Origin of the sequence: Mycolicibacterium baixiangningiae, assembly GCF_016313185.1 — a bacterium.
Classification (GTDB): domain Bacteria; phylum Actinomycetota; class Actinomycetes; order Mycobacteriales; family Mycobacteriaceae; genus Mycobacterium; species Mycobacterium baixiangningiae.
In genome coordinates this window covers 3,458,469-3,471,700 of the sequence record NZ_CP066218.1, presented here as the reverse complement: position 1 = coordinate 3,471,700, position 13,232 = coordinate 3,458,469, and the positions used below count along the sequence as shown (strand labels likewise).

General features: G+C 68.6%; 12 protein-coding genes. 3 read left to right on the top strand and 9 right to left on the bottom strand.

Annotation, left to right across the window (positions count from 1 at the left end):
- Positions 1 to 14: 14 nt before the first annotated feature.
- The 7 genes from I7X18_RS16225 to ypfJ all read right to left on the bottom strand — a co-directional run bounded on the left by I7X18_RS16225 (position 15) and on the right by ypfJ (position 7,896).
- Positions 15 to 1,745 carry an HNH endonuclease signature motif containing protein gene (locus tag I7X18_RS16225; protein WP_193043097.1) on the bottom strand — a complete coding sequence of 577 codons (1,731 nt, stop codon included), beginning with the start codon at positions 1,743 to 1,745 and terminating at the stop codon, positions 15 to 17.
- Between the two features lie 83 nt (positions 1,746 to 1,828).
- A complete protein-coding gene (locus tag I7X18_RS16220; RefSeq protein WP_193043096.1) occupies positions 1,829 to 2,656 on the bottom strand; it encodes a mycofactocin-coupled SDR family oxidoreductase in 828 nt (275 codons plus the stop codon).
- Entirely contained in the window at positions 2,653 to 4,209 is a 1,557-nt protein-coding gene (locus I7X18_RS16215) for a flavin-containing monooxygenase (protein ID WP_193043095.1), read from the bottom strand. Before I7X18_RS16215 ends, I7X18_RS16220 begins: the two co-directional genes overlap by 4 nt.
- Positions 4,206 to 4,793 carry a TetR/AcrR family transcriptional regulator gene (locus I7X18_RS16210; protein WP_193043094.1) on the bottom strand — a complete coding sequence of 196 codons (588 nt, stop codon included), beginning with the start codon at positions 4,791 to 4,793 and terminating at the stop codon, positions 4,206 to 4,208. The genes I7X18_RS16215 and I7X18_RS16210 overlap by 4 nt, the downstream gene beginning before the upstream one ends.
- A gap of 32 nt (positions 4,794 to 4,825) precedes the next feature.
- Positions 4,826 to 5,356: a DinB family protein gene (locus tag I7X18_RS16205; RefSeq protein WP_193043093.1), complete on the bottom strand. Its 531-nt coding sequence runs from the start codon at positions 5,354 to 5,356 to the stop codon at positions 4,826 to 4,828.
- A 4-nt stretch (positions 5,357 to 5,360) separates the two neighbouring features.
- Positions 5,361 to 7,013 carry a DUF885 domain-containing protein gene (locus I7X18_RS16200; protein ID WP_193043092.1) on the bottom strand — a complete coding sequence of 551 codons (1,653 nt, stop codon included), beginning with the start codon at positions 7,011 to 7,013 and terminating at the stop codon, positions 5,361 to 5,363.
- On the bottom strand, positions 7,006 to 7,896 hold the full coding sequence (gene ypfJ / locus I7X18_RS16195; protein WP_193043091.1) for a KPN_02809 family neutral zinc metallopeptidase: 891 nt from the start codon (positions 7,894 to 7,896) through the stop codon (positions 7,006 to 7,008). The genes I7X18_RS16200 and ypfJ overlap by 8 nt, the downstream gene beginning before the upstream one ends.
- Before the next feature lie 73 nt (positions 7,897 to 7,969).
- On the opposite strand from ypfJ, the gene I7X18_RS16190 reads away from it, so the two are divergent.
- The gene (locus I7X18_RS16190) at positions 7,970 to 9,466 is read left to right on the top strand and encodes a carboxylesterase/lipase family protein (protein WP_193043090.1); all 1,497 of its coding nucleotides are present in this window, start codon (positions 7,970 to 7,972) and stop codon (positions 9,464 to 9,466) included.
- On the opposite strand, the gene I7X18_RS16185 is transcribed toward I7X18_RS16190, so the two are convergent.
- Together I7X18_RS16185 and I7X18_RS16180 are read right to left on the bottom strand one after the other, a co-directional pair.
- Positions 9,463 to 9,963 carry an SRPBCC family protein gene (locus I7X18_RS16185; RefSeq protein ID WP_193043089.1) on the bottom strand — a complete coding sequence of 167 codons (501 nt, stop codon included), beginning with the start codon at positions 9,961 to 9,963 and terminating at the stop codon, positions 9,463 to 9,465. The two genes, I7X18_RS16190 and I7X18_RS16185, sit on opposite strands and share 4 nt — an antisense overlap.
- Before the next feature lie 19 nt (positions 9,964 to 9,982).
- Positions 9,983 to 10,870 (bottom strand): oxidoreductase, encoded by an 888-nt coding sequence (locus tag I7X18_RS16180; protein WP_193043088.1) that lies wholly within the window; start codon positions 10,868 to 10,870, stop codon positions 9,983 to 9,985.
- A gap of 76 nt (positions 10,871 to 10,946) precedes the next feature.
- On the opposite strand from I7X18_RS16180, the gene aspS reads away from it, so the two are divergent.
- The gene (gene aspS, locus I7X18_RS16175; protein ID WP_193043087.1) at positions 10,947 to 12,722 is read left to right on the top strand and encodes an aspartate--tRNA ligase; all 1,776 of its coding nucleotides are present in this window, start codon (positions 10,947 to 10,949) and stop codon (positions 12,720 to 12,722) included.
- Positions 12,719 to 13,168 (top strand): nitroreductase family deazaflavin-dependent oxidoreductase, encoded by a 450-nt coding sequence (locus I7X18_RS16170; protein WP_193043086.1) that lies wholly within the window; start codon positions 12,719 to 12,721, stop codon positions 13,166 to 13,168. The genes aspS and I7X18_RS16170 overlap by 4 nt, the downstream gene beginning before the upstream one ends.
- Positions 13,169 to 13,232: the final 64 nt, after the last annotated feature.

The window sequence follows — 13,232 nt, the reverse complement described above, 5'->3', positions numbered from 1 at the left end:
ATCTCGAGCTTTCGTCAGAACGGTGGGGGTTTGTTGCGTTCGGCGACGAAGGCGTCGTTGAGTCGGCGTTCGAGTTCGATGCGGTAGGCGCGGTCTTTGGCGCGGGTGCGGCTGCGTTTGGGCATCTTGAGGCCGCTGTTTGGGGTGTGCACTTTCGCGCTGGTCGTTTTGGGGATTGGCGCGGTGGGTGTGCACAGGGTGGGGAAGAGCAGTGCGCTGCCGGGTTGGGTGATGTGGGTCTGGCCGCTCGGTGCGGTCCAGATGACAGTGCCGTCGGGCAGTTGCTCGTCGCGCCAACCGGTTTTGCCGGTCCAGAAAGTCTTGAGTAAGTGGTGTTTTCGGCATAAACATTTGAGATTGGATGCGCATGTCGGGCCGGCGGGATAGGGCACGGTGTGGTCGATGTCGGTCAGGTAGGCGGGTTTGTCGCAGCCGGGGAAGCGGCAGGTCAGATCGCGGCAGCGCACGAAGTCCTGGAGTGCTGTGGAGGGTTCGTAGCGGGGTTCGGGGGGAGCGTCGCCGGGATGGGTGAGTTGGCGGATCCTGGCGCGGTCGAGGAACGCGGGCAGGATCACCGGGCTGAGTACACCGCCGCCGATGACGAACGCCGATGCGGGAGTGGGAGACGGCTTTGGTGTGGGCGCAGGCTCGAGGTCGACCGGCTTGCACTCGGCCGAGAAGTCCTGTTGCGGCGCGACGTCGGACTCCTCGGGATCGGGAGCGGCGTTCCCCGGCTCCACAGGGTCCGACTCTGGGGAGGTTTCCGATGCGGACTCCACGGGCCCGTCATCAGTGCGCTCTTGCTCCCGCGCAGCGTTATCCGGCTCGACAGGTGCCGGTTCTGTCTCAGTGCCATCCGACCCGGCAGCGGGCTGCTCGCCATTGTCTTCTTGTGCAGCGTTGTGGTGTTTCGCTTGGGCGAGTGCTTGTTCGGTGGTGATGAGGTGGAGGATGACGGTGGGGGTGGGGCGGTCGGGGGTGGTGGCGGGGCAGTCGGGGTTGTCGCATTCGCAGCGCAGCGGCTGTCCGGTGGACAGGGCGGCGAAGGCGTCGTTGCGGCGTTCTTTGAGGGTGCGGGGGTCATCGGGGCATACGGTGTGGGCCAGGTCTTCGACGTGTTGTTCGAGGGCGACACCGTCGGGGCTGTACATGCGGGCGTAGACGGTCATCATCCCGGCAGCATCGGTGATGGTGCCGAATTGCAGGTCGCGGGTGTGGGTGGCGGGTTCGCGGCGGCGCAGGGCGGCGGGGTCGTGGATTTCGACCAGGGCGTCGATGGCTTCTTCGGTCTTGGCCTGCGATTTGGGTCCCCAGCAGGTGAGCTGCTCGGCCAGGGCGGCATCCACGGCGGCCATCGCGTCGGGGTCGGTGATCAGGTAGGTGCGGTAGACGATGGCGCGGATCAACAGGTCGCTGATCAGGCCGGCTTCAAAGAGTGCGGCGACTTTGGGGAATCGGTTGGCGAGCAGGACTCCGCGGTGGGTTTGGGTTGAGGCGAGTCGGTCGGTGATGTGGTGGGCGGCGGCCAGTTCACTCAGGACCGAGGTTTCGGCGTCGATGAACCAGTTCTCCCGCTCTTCGGCGTCCTCGATGCCGGTGCGGCGGCGGAACACTTCGGCCATCGCGGCGAGCTTGCGGGCGGCGGCCGCGGATTCAACGCGTCCCCACCCGGCAGAGGCCGCCACCAACTCCGCGTCACTCAACGCGGAAAAGGCCCCAATCTCGGGTAACGAACCATCGAACATACTGGCGATTCTAGCGACGGGGTGTGACACGCCTCGAAGCGAAAACCCGGAGCCTGTGGACGAATTCGCCGCTGGGGATAACCTCAGATCTTGAGGTACCCCTTCTCCGCCGGGATCTGGGCTGCGGTCACCAGCGAGGAGGCATCACTCGCGAGCCACACCACGATGTCGGAGATCAGATCCGGCGCCGCCAGCGAGTCCGTCGGCAGCGCGCCGGGCGAGAAGCTGTGGATGTAGGTGGGGTGATCCGCGAACACCTGGTACATCGACGTGTCGTTGCCCATCGGAGTGTCGGTGCCGTACGGGTGTACGGAGTTCACGCGAATCCCGAACTCACCCAGCTCAATTGCGAGCGAGTTGGTCAGGCCCACCACACCGAACTTGCTCGCACAGTAGTGACCGCAACCCGGCACGGCCTTGATGCCCGCCGCCGAACTGATGGTGATGATCGATCCGCCGTTGCCCGCCGCGATCATCGGTGGAACCACCGCGCGCACGGTGTTCCACACCCCGGTGAGGTTGACGTCGAGGGTGTCCTGCCACTGCTGCGGCGAGATCTCCCAGAGCCGGCCCCAGTTGAGCACTCCCGCGTTGGCGACGACGATGTCGAGACGGCCGAACTGTTCGACGGCCTCCGCCACCACGCGCTGCTGGCCCTCGGCGTCGCGCACGTCGATCTGCTGCGCCAGGATCTTGCGGCCCTCGCCTTCGACCAGGCGCACGGTCTCGGTGAGATCCTCCGGATCGGCAGGCGGATAGCCGTTGGCGTCGCAGACCGGAGCGCAGGCGTCGATCGCGACGATGTCCGCCCCCGCGCGCGCCAGTCGGACGCAGTGCGACCGGCCCTGACCGCGGGCGGCCCCGGTCACATACGCCACGCGGCCGGCGAGAGGAAGGTCAGAAGCGGTCATGCGGTGAGCTCCTCGGCGAAGGCGGGGCGGGCGGCGAACTCGTAATCGGACAGCGGGGAGTGGCGGGCGAAACGTCGAGAACCGGCGATGGTCTGCGGCCGGTGGTACACGGTGTCGCGCTGAGAGTTCACGAAATACGTGTTCAGACCGGGGTTGCAGGCGGTGAAGTACAGGTGGGCGACGCGGCCGTCGCGGCGCATGCGTTCGTTCCACCGGTTGAACGCGTCGTCGCTGACCGCGACGACCGGCTTGGCCCGGCGTCGTGCTTCGGCGATCATCCGCACCGCATGGGCGGCCATGGTCTCGACGAAGTCGGGCCAGGCGAAACCGACGAAGCCCAGCGGCCCGACGATCTCCCACCGATTGGGTAGCCGCGGATGCGCACTGCCCGCATAGGCACTCAGCCCGTGGGCACGGTAGTACTGTGCGAGGTCGAACCCGTTGCCGCCCAGTACCGTCCCCGGCCTGTACGTCTCCGGATCGGTCCAGAGCTCGTAGCCGGTGGCCAGTACGAGCAGATCGGCCGGACGCTCGATTCCGTCGACGGTGCGCACACCGCCGGAGGTGATGCGTTCGATCGGCGTGGTGATCAGGTGGGTGTCGGGATCGTTGAGCGCGGGCAGGAAACTGCTGGAGATGACGGGCCGCTTGGCCAGTATCCCGTAGCGCGGCACCAGCGCCCGGCGGGTGGCCGGGTCACGTACCACCGCGCGCAGCAGCAGCCGGTACAGCGCACGGCAGTAGGCGTCGTAGAGCGGCATCGCGCGTACCAGCACCCGGTCGGGCAAGCGGGAGAACAGGTGCACGATCGGCGCCACCATGAACGCATCCATCAGGCACCGACCGGCGACGTTCACCGCGGACACCACACCCGGGACACGCAGCACCCGACGCATGAAAGCGGAGATGTCGAAGTCGACCTTCGGCAGCACCCACGCCGGGGTGCGCTGGAAGACATCGAGATTCGCCACCTGCCCGGACAGGGCCGCGGCGATCTGAACGCCACTCGACCCGGTCCCGATGACGGCCACCCGCTTGCCGCGGGTGTCGTAGCCGTCATCCCATGCGTTCGGGCGCAGGATGGTGCCGGCGAAGTCGTCGATGCCGTCGATGTCGACGCGGGGTTTGGCGTTGACGTAGCCGCCGACGGAACTGATCAGGAATCGCGCCGTCACCTCCTCACCGTTCGCCAGCGTCAGCCGCCACAGCCCCGCGGTGTCGTCCCACTGTTGACGGGTCACATCGCTGTGGGACCGCAGGTGCGGGTAAAGGCCGAGACGCTGTGCCGTGTCGCGCAGGTAGGCGTAGATCTCCGGGCCGGGCGCGAACAGCCGCGACCAGTCGGGGTTGACGGCGAACGACAACTGGTACCAGAGCGTCGGAATGTCGACCGCCAGGCCGGGGTAGTGGTTGTCGCGCCACGTGCCGCCGAAGTCGTGGCTGCGCTCGAGGATGACGAAGTCGTCGATCCCGTTCTGTTGCAACAGATGTGCCGAGGCGATGCCGCCGGGACCGGCGCCGATGACGACGACTTCGTGATCGGGCTCGCTCATGGTGGGCCTCCCAGTCCGGCGACGATGTGGTCGCAGATGAATTTCCGCACCGCGCGGGGGTTGTCGAGATTGACACCGATCGGTGGGAGCAGTTCGAAGCTCAGCAGCATCCGCACGATCCATTCGCTGGCGCGAGCAGGGTCGGCGGCTGAGCGCACCTCGCCGCGAGCCTGCGCGGCGCGTACCAGTGGCTGCCACAGATCCAGCGATCGCGCCATCAGGTCGTCACCGGTGTTGCGCAACAGCAGTACCAGGATGCTCTCGTTGATGCCGCGCGCCGTCACCGAATCCGAGCGCTGCCGGTGTTCGCAGATCAACAACGCCGCGGCAGCCACCTGGCCGGCAAGAGTTTGTTGCCGGTCGACCTGCGCGGCCATGGCCTCGATGAACACGGACGCCAGGTGGTCCAGCGCGGTGCGGATCGCGTTGTCGCGGCTGCCGAGCGCGTTGTGGACGGTGCCGCGCGACACCCCAGCTTCGTCGGCGACCGCGGTCAGGCTGAACTGGCGCGGACCGAGGCGACGAAGCGTGGTGGTGGTGGCGGCCAGCAGCGCCGGGGAGACCGGACGGTCATCGGCACGCATTTGAACACATTAGCGACATGTGTTCAATGTGGTCAATGCTCGTCGACGTCCCATGCATGGTGGACGATGTCGTGCAGGTGGTACAGCGCGATCGAGGCGACGGTGAATTCACTGCCGTTACTGCGCAATCCGCGTCGCATCCAGGCATCCCCCGGCACCGAGGCATACGTGTCGGCGACCGTGACCGCGGCATCGAATAGCTCACCGGCCACCACACCCGGCTCCTGAGCCGCGTAGTCGCCGTCGCGCGCGGCCTGATCCTGGTCCCAGTTCGCGAACAGCGGTTCGTGTTGGGTGAGCATCGAGGTCACCCGCTCGTTGAAGATGCGGTGCACATCGCGCACGTGGCAGCCGTACTCGAGCGTCGACCACACCCCCGGACGGAGGCGGGTCGTCACGTGCGGCGCCCCGAGCCGGCGGATCCACTCGTCGGCATCTCGGCGGATCGCCGACTCGACCTCGCTGGGATCCACGGACGCCGCATCGAAACCGCACTCCGGACAGGGCTGCGCCAGCACCCAGGTCCAGTCCTTGGTGTCCGGTTCGATCTCGTCGCCGTTCACAAGGTCACCGCAACTCGCCGAGCAGCGCCGCGCTCAGGACCTCGAGGGGGAGCCCGCCGAGATCCAGTGCGCGGCTGTGAAACTCCTGGAGCGGCATGCTCCGCGAGAGCATCGTCTCCCGCAACTGCTGCCAGATGCGTTGTCCGACCGCATACGACGGGGCCTGCCCCGGCCAGCCGAGGTAGCGGTCGAGTTCGAAACGCAGGGTCTTCTCCGACTGCGCGCAGTGGGTGCGCAAAAACTCCCACGCCCGCCCGGCGTCCCACATCCCACCGTCAGGAGTCGTGAGTTCACAGTGCACGCCGATGTCGATGGCCACTCGCGCAGCGCGGAACCCCTGGGCGTCGAGCATGCCCATCCGGGTGCCGTCGTCGTCCAGCCAGCCCAGCTCGGCCATCAACCGCTCGGCGTAGAGGGCCCAGCCCTCACCGTGGCCCGACACCCAGCAACCCAGCCGGCGCCACCGGTTGAGTTGGTCGGCCAGGGCGACGGCGCGCCCGATCTGGAGGTGGTGGCCGGGCACCCCCTCGTGGAACACCGTCGTCGTCTCCTGCCAGGTGTGGAACGTGTCGGTGCCCGCGGGCACCGACCACCACATCCGGCCCGGACGGGTGAGGTCTTCCGACGGGCCGGTGTAGTAGATGCCGCCGGTATGGGTCGGGGCGATGCGGCACTCCAGGTTCCGCAGCGCGGGCGCGATGTCGAAGTGGGTGCCGGCCAATGCGTCCACCACACGGTCCGAAAGATCCTGCATCCACGCCTGCAGTGCGTCCGTACCGTGCACCTGATAGCGGGGTTCGTCGTCGAGGCGCCGCAGGGTCTCGGCAACGCCCGCGCCGGGGTACAGCCGTTCGGCGACGGTCTCCTGTTCGGCCACAACGGTGTTGAGACGTTCGAGGCCCCACTCGTAGGTCTCGTCGAGGTCGACGGCGCTGCCGAGGAACGACCGCGACATCAGACGGTAGGCGTCCCGGCCGAACGCGTCGCGCTCGCGGGCGTACGGGGCGATGTCCTCGCGCAGCACCCGGCCCAGCTCGCGGTAGGCCGCCGCGGCGGCGGAGGCGTGGCGGTCGAGGTCGGCCTGCAGCGCCGGCACGTCGGGGGCGGCCCCGGCCACCATGTCGACGAACAACTGCTCGATCTGCGCGGCCTGTTCGACGCCTCGCTGCACCTGCCTGATCGCCGGTGGATGACCCTCGGCCACCGCGGTACGCAGTGCCTGTGCATAGGCAGGGACCCGGTCGGGCAGCTTCGCCAGCCGCCGGTCGATCACCACCCAGTCGTCGGCGGTGTCGGCGGCCATCAGGTCGAACACGTCGCGCATGGTCTGCAAGGGCGAGGCGATCACGTTGAGTTCACCGATGTCCAGGCCGGCTTCGTGGATCTCGATCTGCACGCCGAGCCGCTCGCGCATCGCGGCGGCGGTCACGGCATCGCACTCGTCCATCGCGACGACGGCGTCGAGTTCCTTGAGCGCCGACCGCGCGGCTTCCATGCGGGCGGAGACGGCGTCGGGGGAGTAGTCGGTGATGTCCTCGTCGTAGTTGCGGTCTCCGCCCGAGATGCCGAGTTCGGTTGCGGTGCAGGGATCCAGCGCGGCGAGAGCGTCGAGGTAGCGTTCGGCGACGGCATCGACCGCCGTGGCCTGCCTAACCAAGGTCGTTGGTGGCGAACGTGTCGCACTTCGTCGGATCGCCGGTCTGGTAGCCGACGGTGAACCACTTCTGCCGCTGTTCGGACGAACCGTGCGTCCACGATTCAGGGTTGACACGGCCGGTGGCGGCTTCCTGGATCCGGTCGTCGCCGACGGCCGAAGCGGCCGACAGCGCGTCGGCGATGTCCTTGTCGGTCAACGGTTCCAGAAACGGGACTCCGGTGCTCTCCTGCGTGGTGACCGCGGCGTAGTGCGCCCACACACCGGCGTAGCAGTCCGCCTGCAGCTCGGTGCGCACCCCGCCGCCGGTGGCGCCCTCCGGATCCTGCTGCGCCCGGGCGAGCGTGCCCTGCAGATCCTGGACATGGTGGCCGAACTCGTGCGCCACCACGTACTCCTGCGCGAACGGCCCTCCGCTGGAACCGAATTCTGTCTTGAGCACGTCGAAGAAGTCGGTGTCGAAGTACGCGGTCTGATCGGCGGGGCAGTAGAACGGGCCCACCGCGCTGGTGGCCGGCCCGCAGCGGGTGTCCACGCTCCCGCTGAAGATCTCCACCCGGGGGCGGGTGTAGTCCGGCTTCAGCTGAGACCACACGGCGTCCAACGAGTTGCCCGTCGCCACCACCCGGCACTGCACGAACTCGTTCGCGTCGGCGCCGGTCTTGCACTGACTCAGGTCGAATCCGGGCGTCTCGACACCCTCGGTGCCGATCTCCTGCTGCTGGGGTAGCACGGTGCCCGGATCCACTCCGAGGAACAGCGCGATGACCACGATGAGAAGACCGCCGACGCCGCCGCCGACAGCGATGCCGCGACCGCCACCGCGCCGACCGCCGCTGCTCGAGGTGGTGCTGGTGTCGATCTGCATGCCCTCGTTGAAGGTCATCGCACGCTCCATCCGCACTCGGTGAGGCGCCGACCCAGCGCCGGTGTTCACCCTCCCACACTACGATTCGGGCGTGCCCGCCGTCGCTGAGTTCTCGACCGTCGTGAGCACCGCGCTCGGGCGGTTGTGCGGCACGCGCGAGGGCGGCGTCGGGGTGTGGCGCGGCGTCCCCTATGCCCGCCAGCCGCTGGGTGACCTGCGGTTCGCTGCGCCTGTGCCGGCCGAACCGTGGACCGGGGTGCGCGACGCGCTCGAACACGGACCGATCCCACCGCAGGGTAAATCGTTCGTCGGCGGCGGCCGAGACGATCCGAAGCACCGCGACGAGGCGTGCCTGACGCTGACCGTGTGGTCGCCGGACACCACCGCCGCGTTGCCGGTGATGGTGTGGATCCCGGGCGGGGCGTTCGTCTACGGGGCGGGCCACTTCCAGCTCTACAACGGATCGCGGTTGGCGACGAACGGCAACGTCGTGGTAGTCAACGTGACCTATCGCATCGGAGTGTTCGGCGGGCTGGACCTCGGCGCACTGGGCGACGGATTCGACGACAACCTCGCAATGCGGGATCAACTCGCCGCGTTGCGCTGGGTGCGGAAGAACATCGCTGCGTTCGGCGGCGACCCCGACCGCGTCACGGTGTTCGGTGAGTCGGCGGGTGCGACGTCGGTGCTGGCGTTGCTCGCCAGCCCCGCCGCGGACGGGTTGTTCGCGCGGGCGATCGCACAGAGCCCGGCGCTTCCCCTCATCGCCGACCGCAACACCCGAGCGGAGAGGGCACAGCGCTTTCTCGACCTGCTGGGCCTGGACATCGATCAGGTGAAGTCCGCACCGCAGCGTTCGCTGCGCCGGGCCGCCGGTCAACTGCAGTTGGAGAGCGTCGCCGAAACGCCAACGCTCGCCTACGGTCTGACCCACGGTGTCGACCTGCTGCCGAGTCATCCGATCGCGGCGGCGCGCGCCGGGGCCGTTCAGCGGGTACCGCTGATCATCGGCACCAACAGTCACGAGGCGTCCATGTTCGCGTGGGGTAAACCGCCGATGCTGCCGACCACCCCCGCCGGTGTGGAGTCGTGGTTCGAGAGGTGCGCGCCGCGGGCCCGCGAGCGGATCCTCGCCGCATATCCGGGCCATCCACGGCGCCAAGCCCTCGTCGCCATCGGCTCCGACGTCATGTTCGGCGCCCCCACGTGGGCGTTCGCCGACGCCTACAGCGCCCACGCGGCGACCCACGTCTACCGCTTCGACCACACCGCGGTGCCGCTGCGCGCCCTGGGCCTGGGCGCCACCCACGGCAGCGAGATCGTGCACATCCAGCACAGTTACGCGTCCTATCTCGGCCGCAAACTGCATCCCCTGGGCCGGCGCGTGCTGCCGTCGGTGGGGCGGAGGATGCAGCGCACCTGGCTGGATTTCGCGACGCGGGGCTGGGAGCCCGGCGAGCTGTGGCGCGACGACTGGCCGCGATACGACGCCGTTCGCCGGCGCACCCGGGTGATCCGCTCGCTGCGCGACGAATCGGTCGACGACCCGGACGCGCTGCGGCGGCAGGCCTGGAGGGGAATCTACTAGCGGGCGAACCGCTGATCGGTGTACCGGCGCAGGTTGTGCAGGAAGCGCTGGAAGAGCCAGCCCATCACCGGCCGGCCCAGCGTCATGCCCAGCCGGGCCGCGACCCCGTTGGGCTTGATCGCCATCACCCAGGTGAGGTGACAGCCGCCAGGGGTCTTGACCACGCGGTAGTCCTCGGCGAATGCGGCGATGCTGCCTGTCGACGCCTCGTTGAAACGAAACGCCATGTGCCGGAATGGTTCCCAGGCCAGGAATTCTTCGTCGCCCACGATGCCGCCGCGCATGTGCACGGTCCGCGTCGTGCCGATGCCGCGCGGTTCGGCGCTCGTCCAGGTCACCTTGGTGATCACCGTCGCCCAGTGCGGCCACGATTCGGCGTCGGCGAGCACCTCGAACACCTGCTCCGGGGTGATCGCGAGGTCGACGGTGCTGACGAATCGGTACGGCGCCGAGTCGACGAAGGACAGGTCGACGCGCTCGCAGGCGTGCATGGCCATACACGCTAGCCCATGGTGTCTAGCCGGGCCCCTCGCCTGCCGCGGCGAGCAGCGGCACGACGATGTCGCTGACGGGTGTGGCGATGCCGTACGCGGCGCCCTTGCGGGCGATCACGCCGTTGCGGATGTCCCACTCCAGGGCGCGGCCCGCCTCCCGGTCGGTGAGCATCGACGTCGTGATGTCGGGTGGCCCGGTGACCAGAATCGTGAGGATCTGCTCGACGACCTCGTCGCCCAGGTCGGCCCCGTCCGCCCGCGCGACCGCCAGGCACTCGCCGAGATATCGGCGACCCAGGGCGGCGACGTCGTCGCGACGGAACATCCCCGACCGGCGGCCGGTCAGCACCATCAGGCCCACCACGGCGTTCATCAACAACTTGCGCCACGCCTCGGTGATGAAGTCGGGCTCGCACTCGACGGTCAGGTGGTCGGTGCTGAGCACGTCGGCGAGCATCGCGGCCGCGTCGGTGTCGGGCAACACCAAGCGGACGCCGGTGCGGATGTGCACGAACCCTTGTGGATCCGTCTCCGCGGACACCCACACCGCGGCGGGCACCACCGTCACTCCCGGGCAGAAGCGGCCCACCCGTTCGACCTGCTCGACGCCGTTCTGCAGCGCGCACACGACCGTGCGCTCGTCACACAGCCGGCTCAGCCAGGGTGCGACCGCCTCGTTCTGGGTGTCCTTGACGGCCAGCAGCACCACGTCGACAGGACCGTCCACATCGGACGGATCGGTGTGCACCGGGCCGGGGACCACAATGGGCTCCCGGTCGTCGGGCCGGACGTCGAGCGAGGTGCGGGCGGTGCGGCCGCAGAGCAGTACCGGCCGGCCGGCCTCGTGCAGCAGGGCGGCGATCGTGGCGCCGATCGCGCCGGGCCCGACGAGTGCGATGCGGGTGGGCATTCCGCCCAAGCTACCTCCGGCGACCCCCCACTACACTGTGGCCGTTGTCCCGCCCCACCCATTCTCAGGAGTTTTTGTGCTGCGCAGTCATGCCGCCGGATCGTTGCGACCCGCCGACGCCGGTCAGAACGTGACGCTGGCCGGATGGGTGGCGCGCCGGCGCGATCACGGTGGCGTCATCTTCATCGACCTGCGTGACGCCTCCGGGGTTTCGCAGGTGGTGTTCCGCGAGGGCGCGGCGCTCGAGGCGGCCCACCGGCTGCGCGCCGAGTTCTGTGTCCTCGTCCACGGTGTCGTCGAGGTCCGTCCCGAGGGCAACGAGAACCCCGAGATCCCGACCGGCGGCGTCGAGGTGAACGCCACCACACTGACCGTGCTGGGGGAGAGCGCGCCGCTGCCGTTCCAGCTCGACGAGGAAGCCGGCGAGGAAGCGCGGCTGCGCTACCGCTACCTCGACCTGCGCCGCGAAGGCCCGGGCAACGCGATCCGGCTGCGGTCGAAGGTGAACGCCGCCGCCCGCGACGTGCTGGCCCGTCACGACTTCGTCGAGATCGAGACGCCGACGATGACGCGGTCCACCCCCGAGGGTGCGCGTGACTTCCTCGTGCCCGCGCGCCTGCAGCCCGGGTCGTTCTACGCGCTCCCGCAGAGCCCGCAGCTGTTCAAGCAGCTGCTCATGGTGGCCGGGATGGAGCGGTACTACCAGATCGCGCGCTGCTACCGGGACGAGGATTTCCGCGCCGACCGCCAGCCCGAGTTCACCCAGCTGGACATGGAGATGAGCTTCGTCGACGCCGACGACGTGATGGCCGTGTCCGAGGAGGTCCTCACGGCGCTGTGGGCGCTGATCGGCCACGACCTGCCCACGCCGCTGCCGCGCATCACCTACGCCGAGGCCATGCGGCGGTTCGGTTCGGACAAGCCCGATCTGCGGTTCGGGCTCGAACTCGTCGAGTGCCAGGAGTTCTTCGCCGACACCACCTTCCGCGTGTTCCAGTCGCCGTATGTGGGCGCCGTCGTGATGCCCGGCGGGGCGTCCCAGCCGCGGCGCACACTCGACGGCTGGCAGGAGTGGGCCAAGCAGCGCGGCGCCAAGGGGCTGGCCTATGTGCTGGTCGGCGAGGACGGCACGCTGGGCGGTCCCGTCGCCAAGAACCTCACCGACACAGAACGCGACGGGCTGGCCGCGCACGTCGGCGCCAACCCCGGCGACTGCATTTTCTTCGCGGCGGGCCCGCCGAAGTCGTCGCGCGCGCTGCTGGGCGCCGCGCGCATCGAGATCGCCAAACGCCTCGACATGATCGATCCGGACGCGTGGGCGTTCACCTGGGTGGTCGACTGGCCGCTGTTCGAACCCGCCGAGGAGGCGACGGCCTCCGGAGACGTCGCGGTCGGCTCGGGGTCGTGGACCGCGGTGCACCACGCGTTCACCGCGCCGCAACCGCAGTCGGAGCAGACGTTCGACACCGATCCGGGCAGTGCGCTGGCCGACGCCTACGACATCGTGTGCAACGGCAACGAGATCGGCGGGGGGTCCATCCGTATCCATCGCCGTGACGTGCAGGAGCGGGTGTTCGCGATGATGGGCATCGACCACGAGGAGGCGCAGGACAAGTTCGGATTCCTGTTGGACGCCTTCACATTCGGCGCGCCGCCGCACGGCGGGATCGCGTTCGGCTGGGACCGCATCACCGCGTTGCTGGCCGGGATGGACTCCATCCGCGAGGTCATCGCGTTCCCCAAGTCCGGCGGCGGTGTCGACCCGCTGACCGGTGCGCCCGCGCCGATCACGCCGCAGCAGCGCCGGGAGTCGGGAATCGACGCGAAGCCCAAGAAGTCGGAGGAAGCATGACAGAACCGGACAAGAACACGATGATCGCCGACGTGAACTCGCTCAACGACTTCAACAAGGCCATCGTCGAGGAGTTCCGGGCCAACGGCGGGGTGGTGGGCGGCCCGTTCGAGGGTGCCACGCTGTTGCTGTTGCACACCGTGGGCGCGAAGTCCGGTCAGCCGCGGCTGTCCCCGCTGGCCTGCCTCACCGTTGACGGCAGGATGCTCATCGTCGGCTCCTACGCCGGCGGGCCGAAGAACCCGGCGTGGGTGCACAACGTGCGGGCTAACCCGAAGGCGCACATCGAGATCGGCACCGAGGCCTACGACGTCGACGTGCGCGAGCTGTTGCCCGAGGAGCGTGACGCCGCCTACGCGAAGATCATCGAGTTGGCGCCGACATTCGCCGAGTATCAGAAGAAGACGACGCGGAAGATCCCGCTGTTCGAGCTCACCCGGGTGTGACATCAGTCGCCGCGCTCGGGAATACAAGCCGAGCCGACGCAGTCTGAACTGGTCGTGACCGAAT

Excerpts from the sequence above, each read along its gene's own strand:
- ypfJ (WP_193043091.1), bottom strand. The coding sequence starts at position 7,896 with ATGACCTTCAACGAGGGCATGCAGATCGACACCAGCACCACCTCGAGC.
- I7X18_RS16220 (WP_193043096.1), bottom strand. The coding sequence starts at position 2,656 with ATGACCGCTTCTGACCTTCCTCTCGCCGGCCGCGTGGCGTATGTGACC.
- I7X18_RS16210 (WP_193043094.1), bottom strand. The coding sequence starts at position 4,793 with ATGCGTGCCGATGACCGTCCGGTCTCCCCGGCGCTGCTGGCCGCCACC.
- I7X18_RS16215 (WP_193043095.1), bottom strand. The coding sequence starts at position 4,209 with ATGAGCGAGCCCGATCACGAAGTCGTCGTCATCGGCGCCGGTCCCGGC.
- I7X18_RS16185 (WP_193043089.1), bottom strand. The coding sequence starts at position 9,963 with ATGGCCATGCACGCCTGCGAGCGCGTCGACCTGTCCTTCGTCGACTCG.
- I7X18_RS16225 (WP_193043097.1), bottom strand. The coding sequence starts at position 1,745 with ATGTTCGATGGTTCGTTACCCGAGATTGGGGCCTTTTCCGCGTTGAGT.
- I7X18_RS16170 (WP_193043086.1), top strand. The coding sequence starts at position 12,719 with ATGACAGAACCGGACAAGAACACGATGATCGCCGACGTGAACTCGCTC.
- I7X18_RS16180 (WP_193043088.1), bottom strand. The coding sequence starts at position 10,870 with ATGCCCACCCGCATCGCACTCGTCGGGCCCGGCGCGATCGGCGCCACG.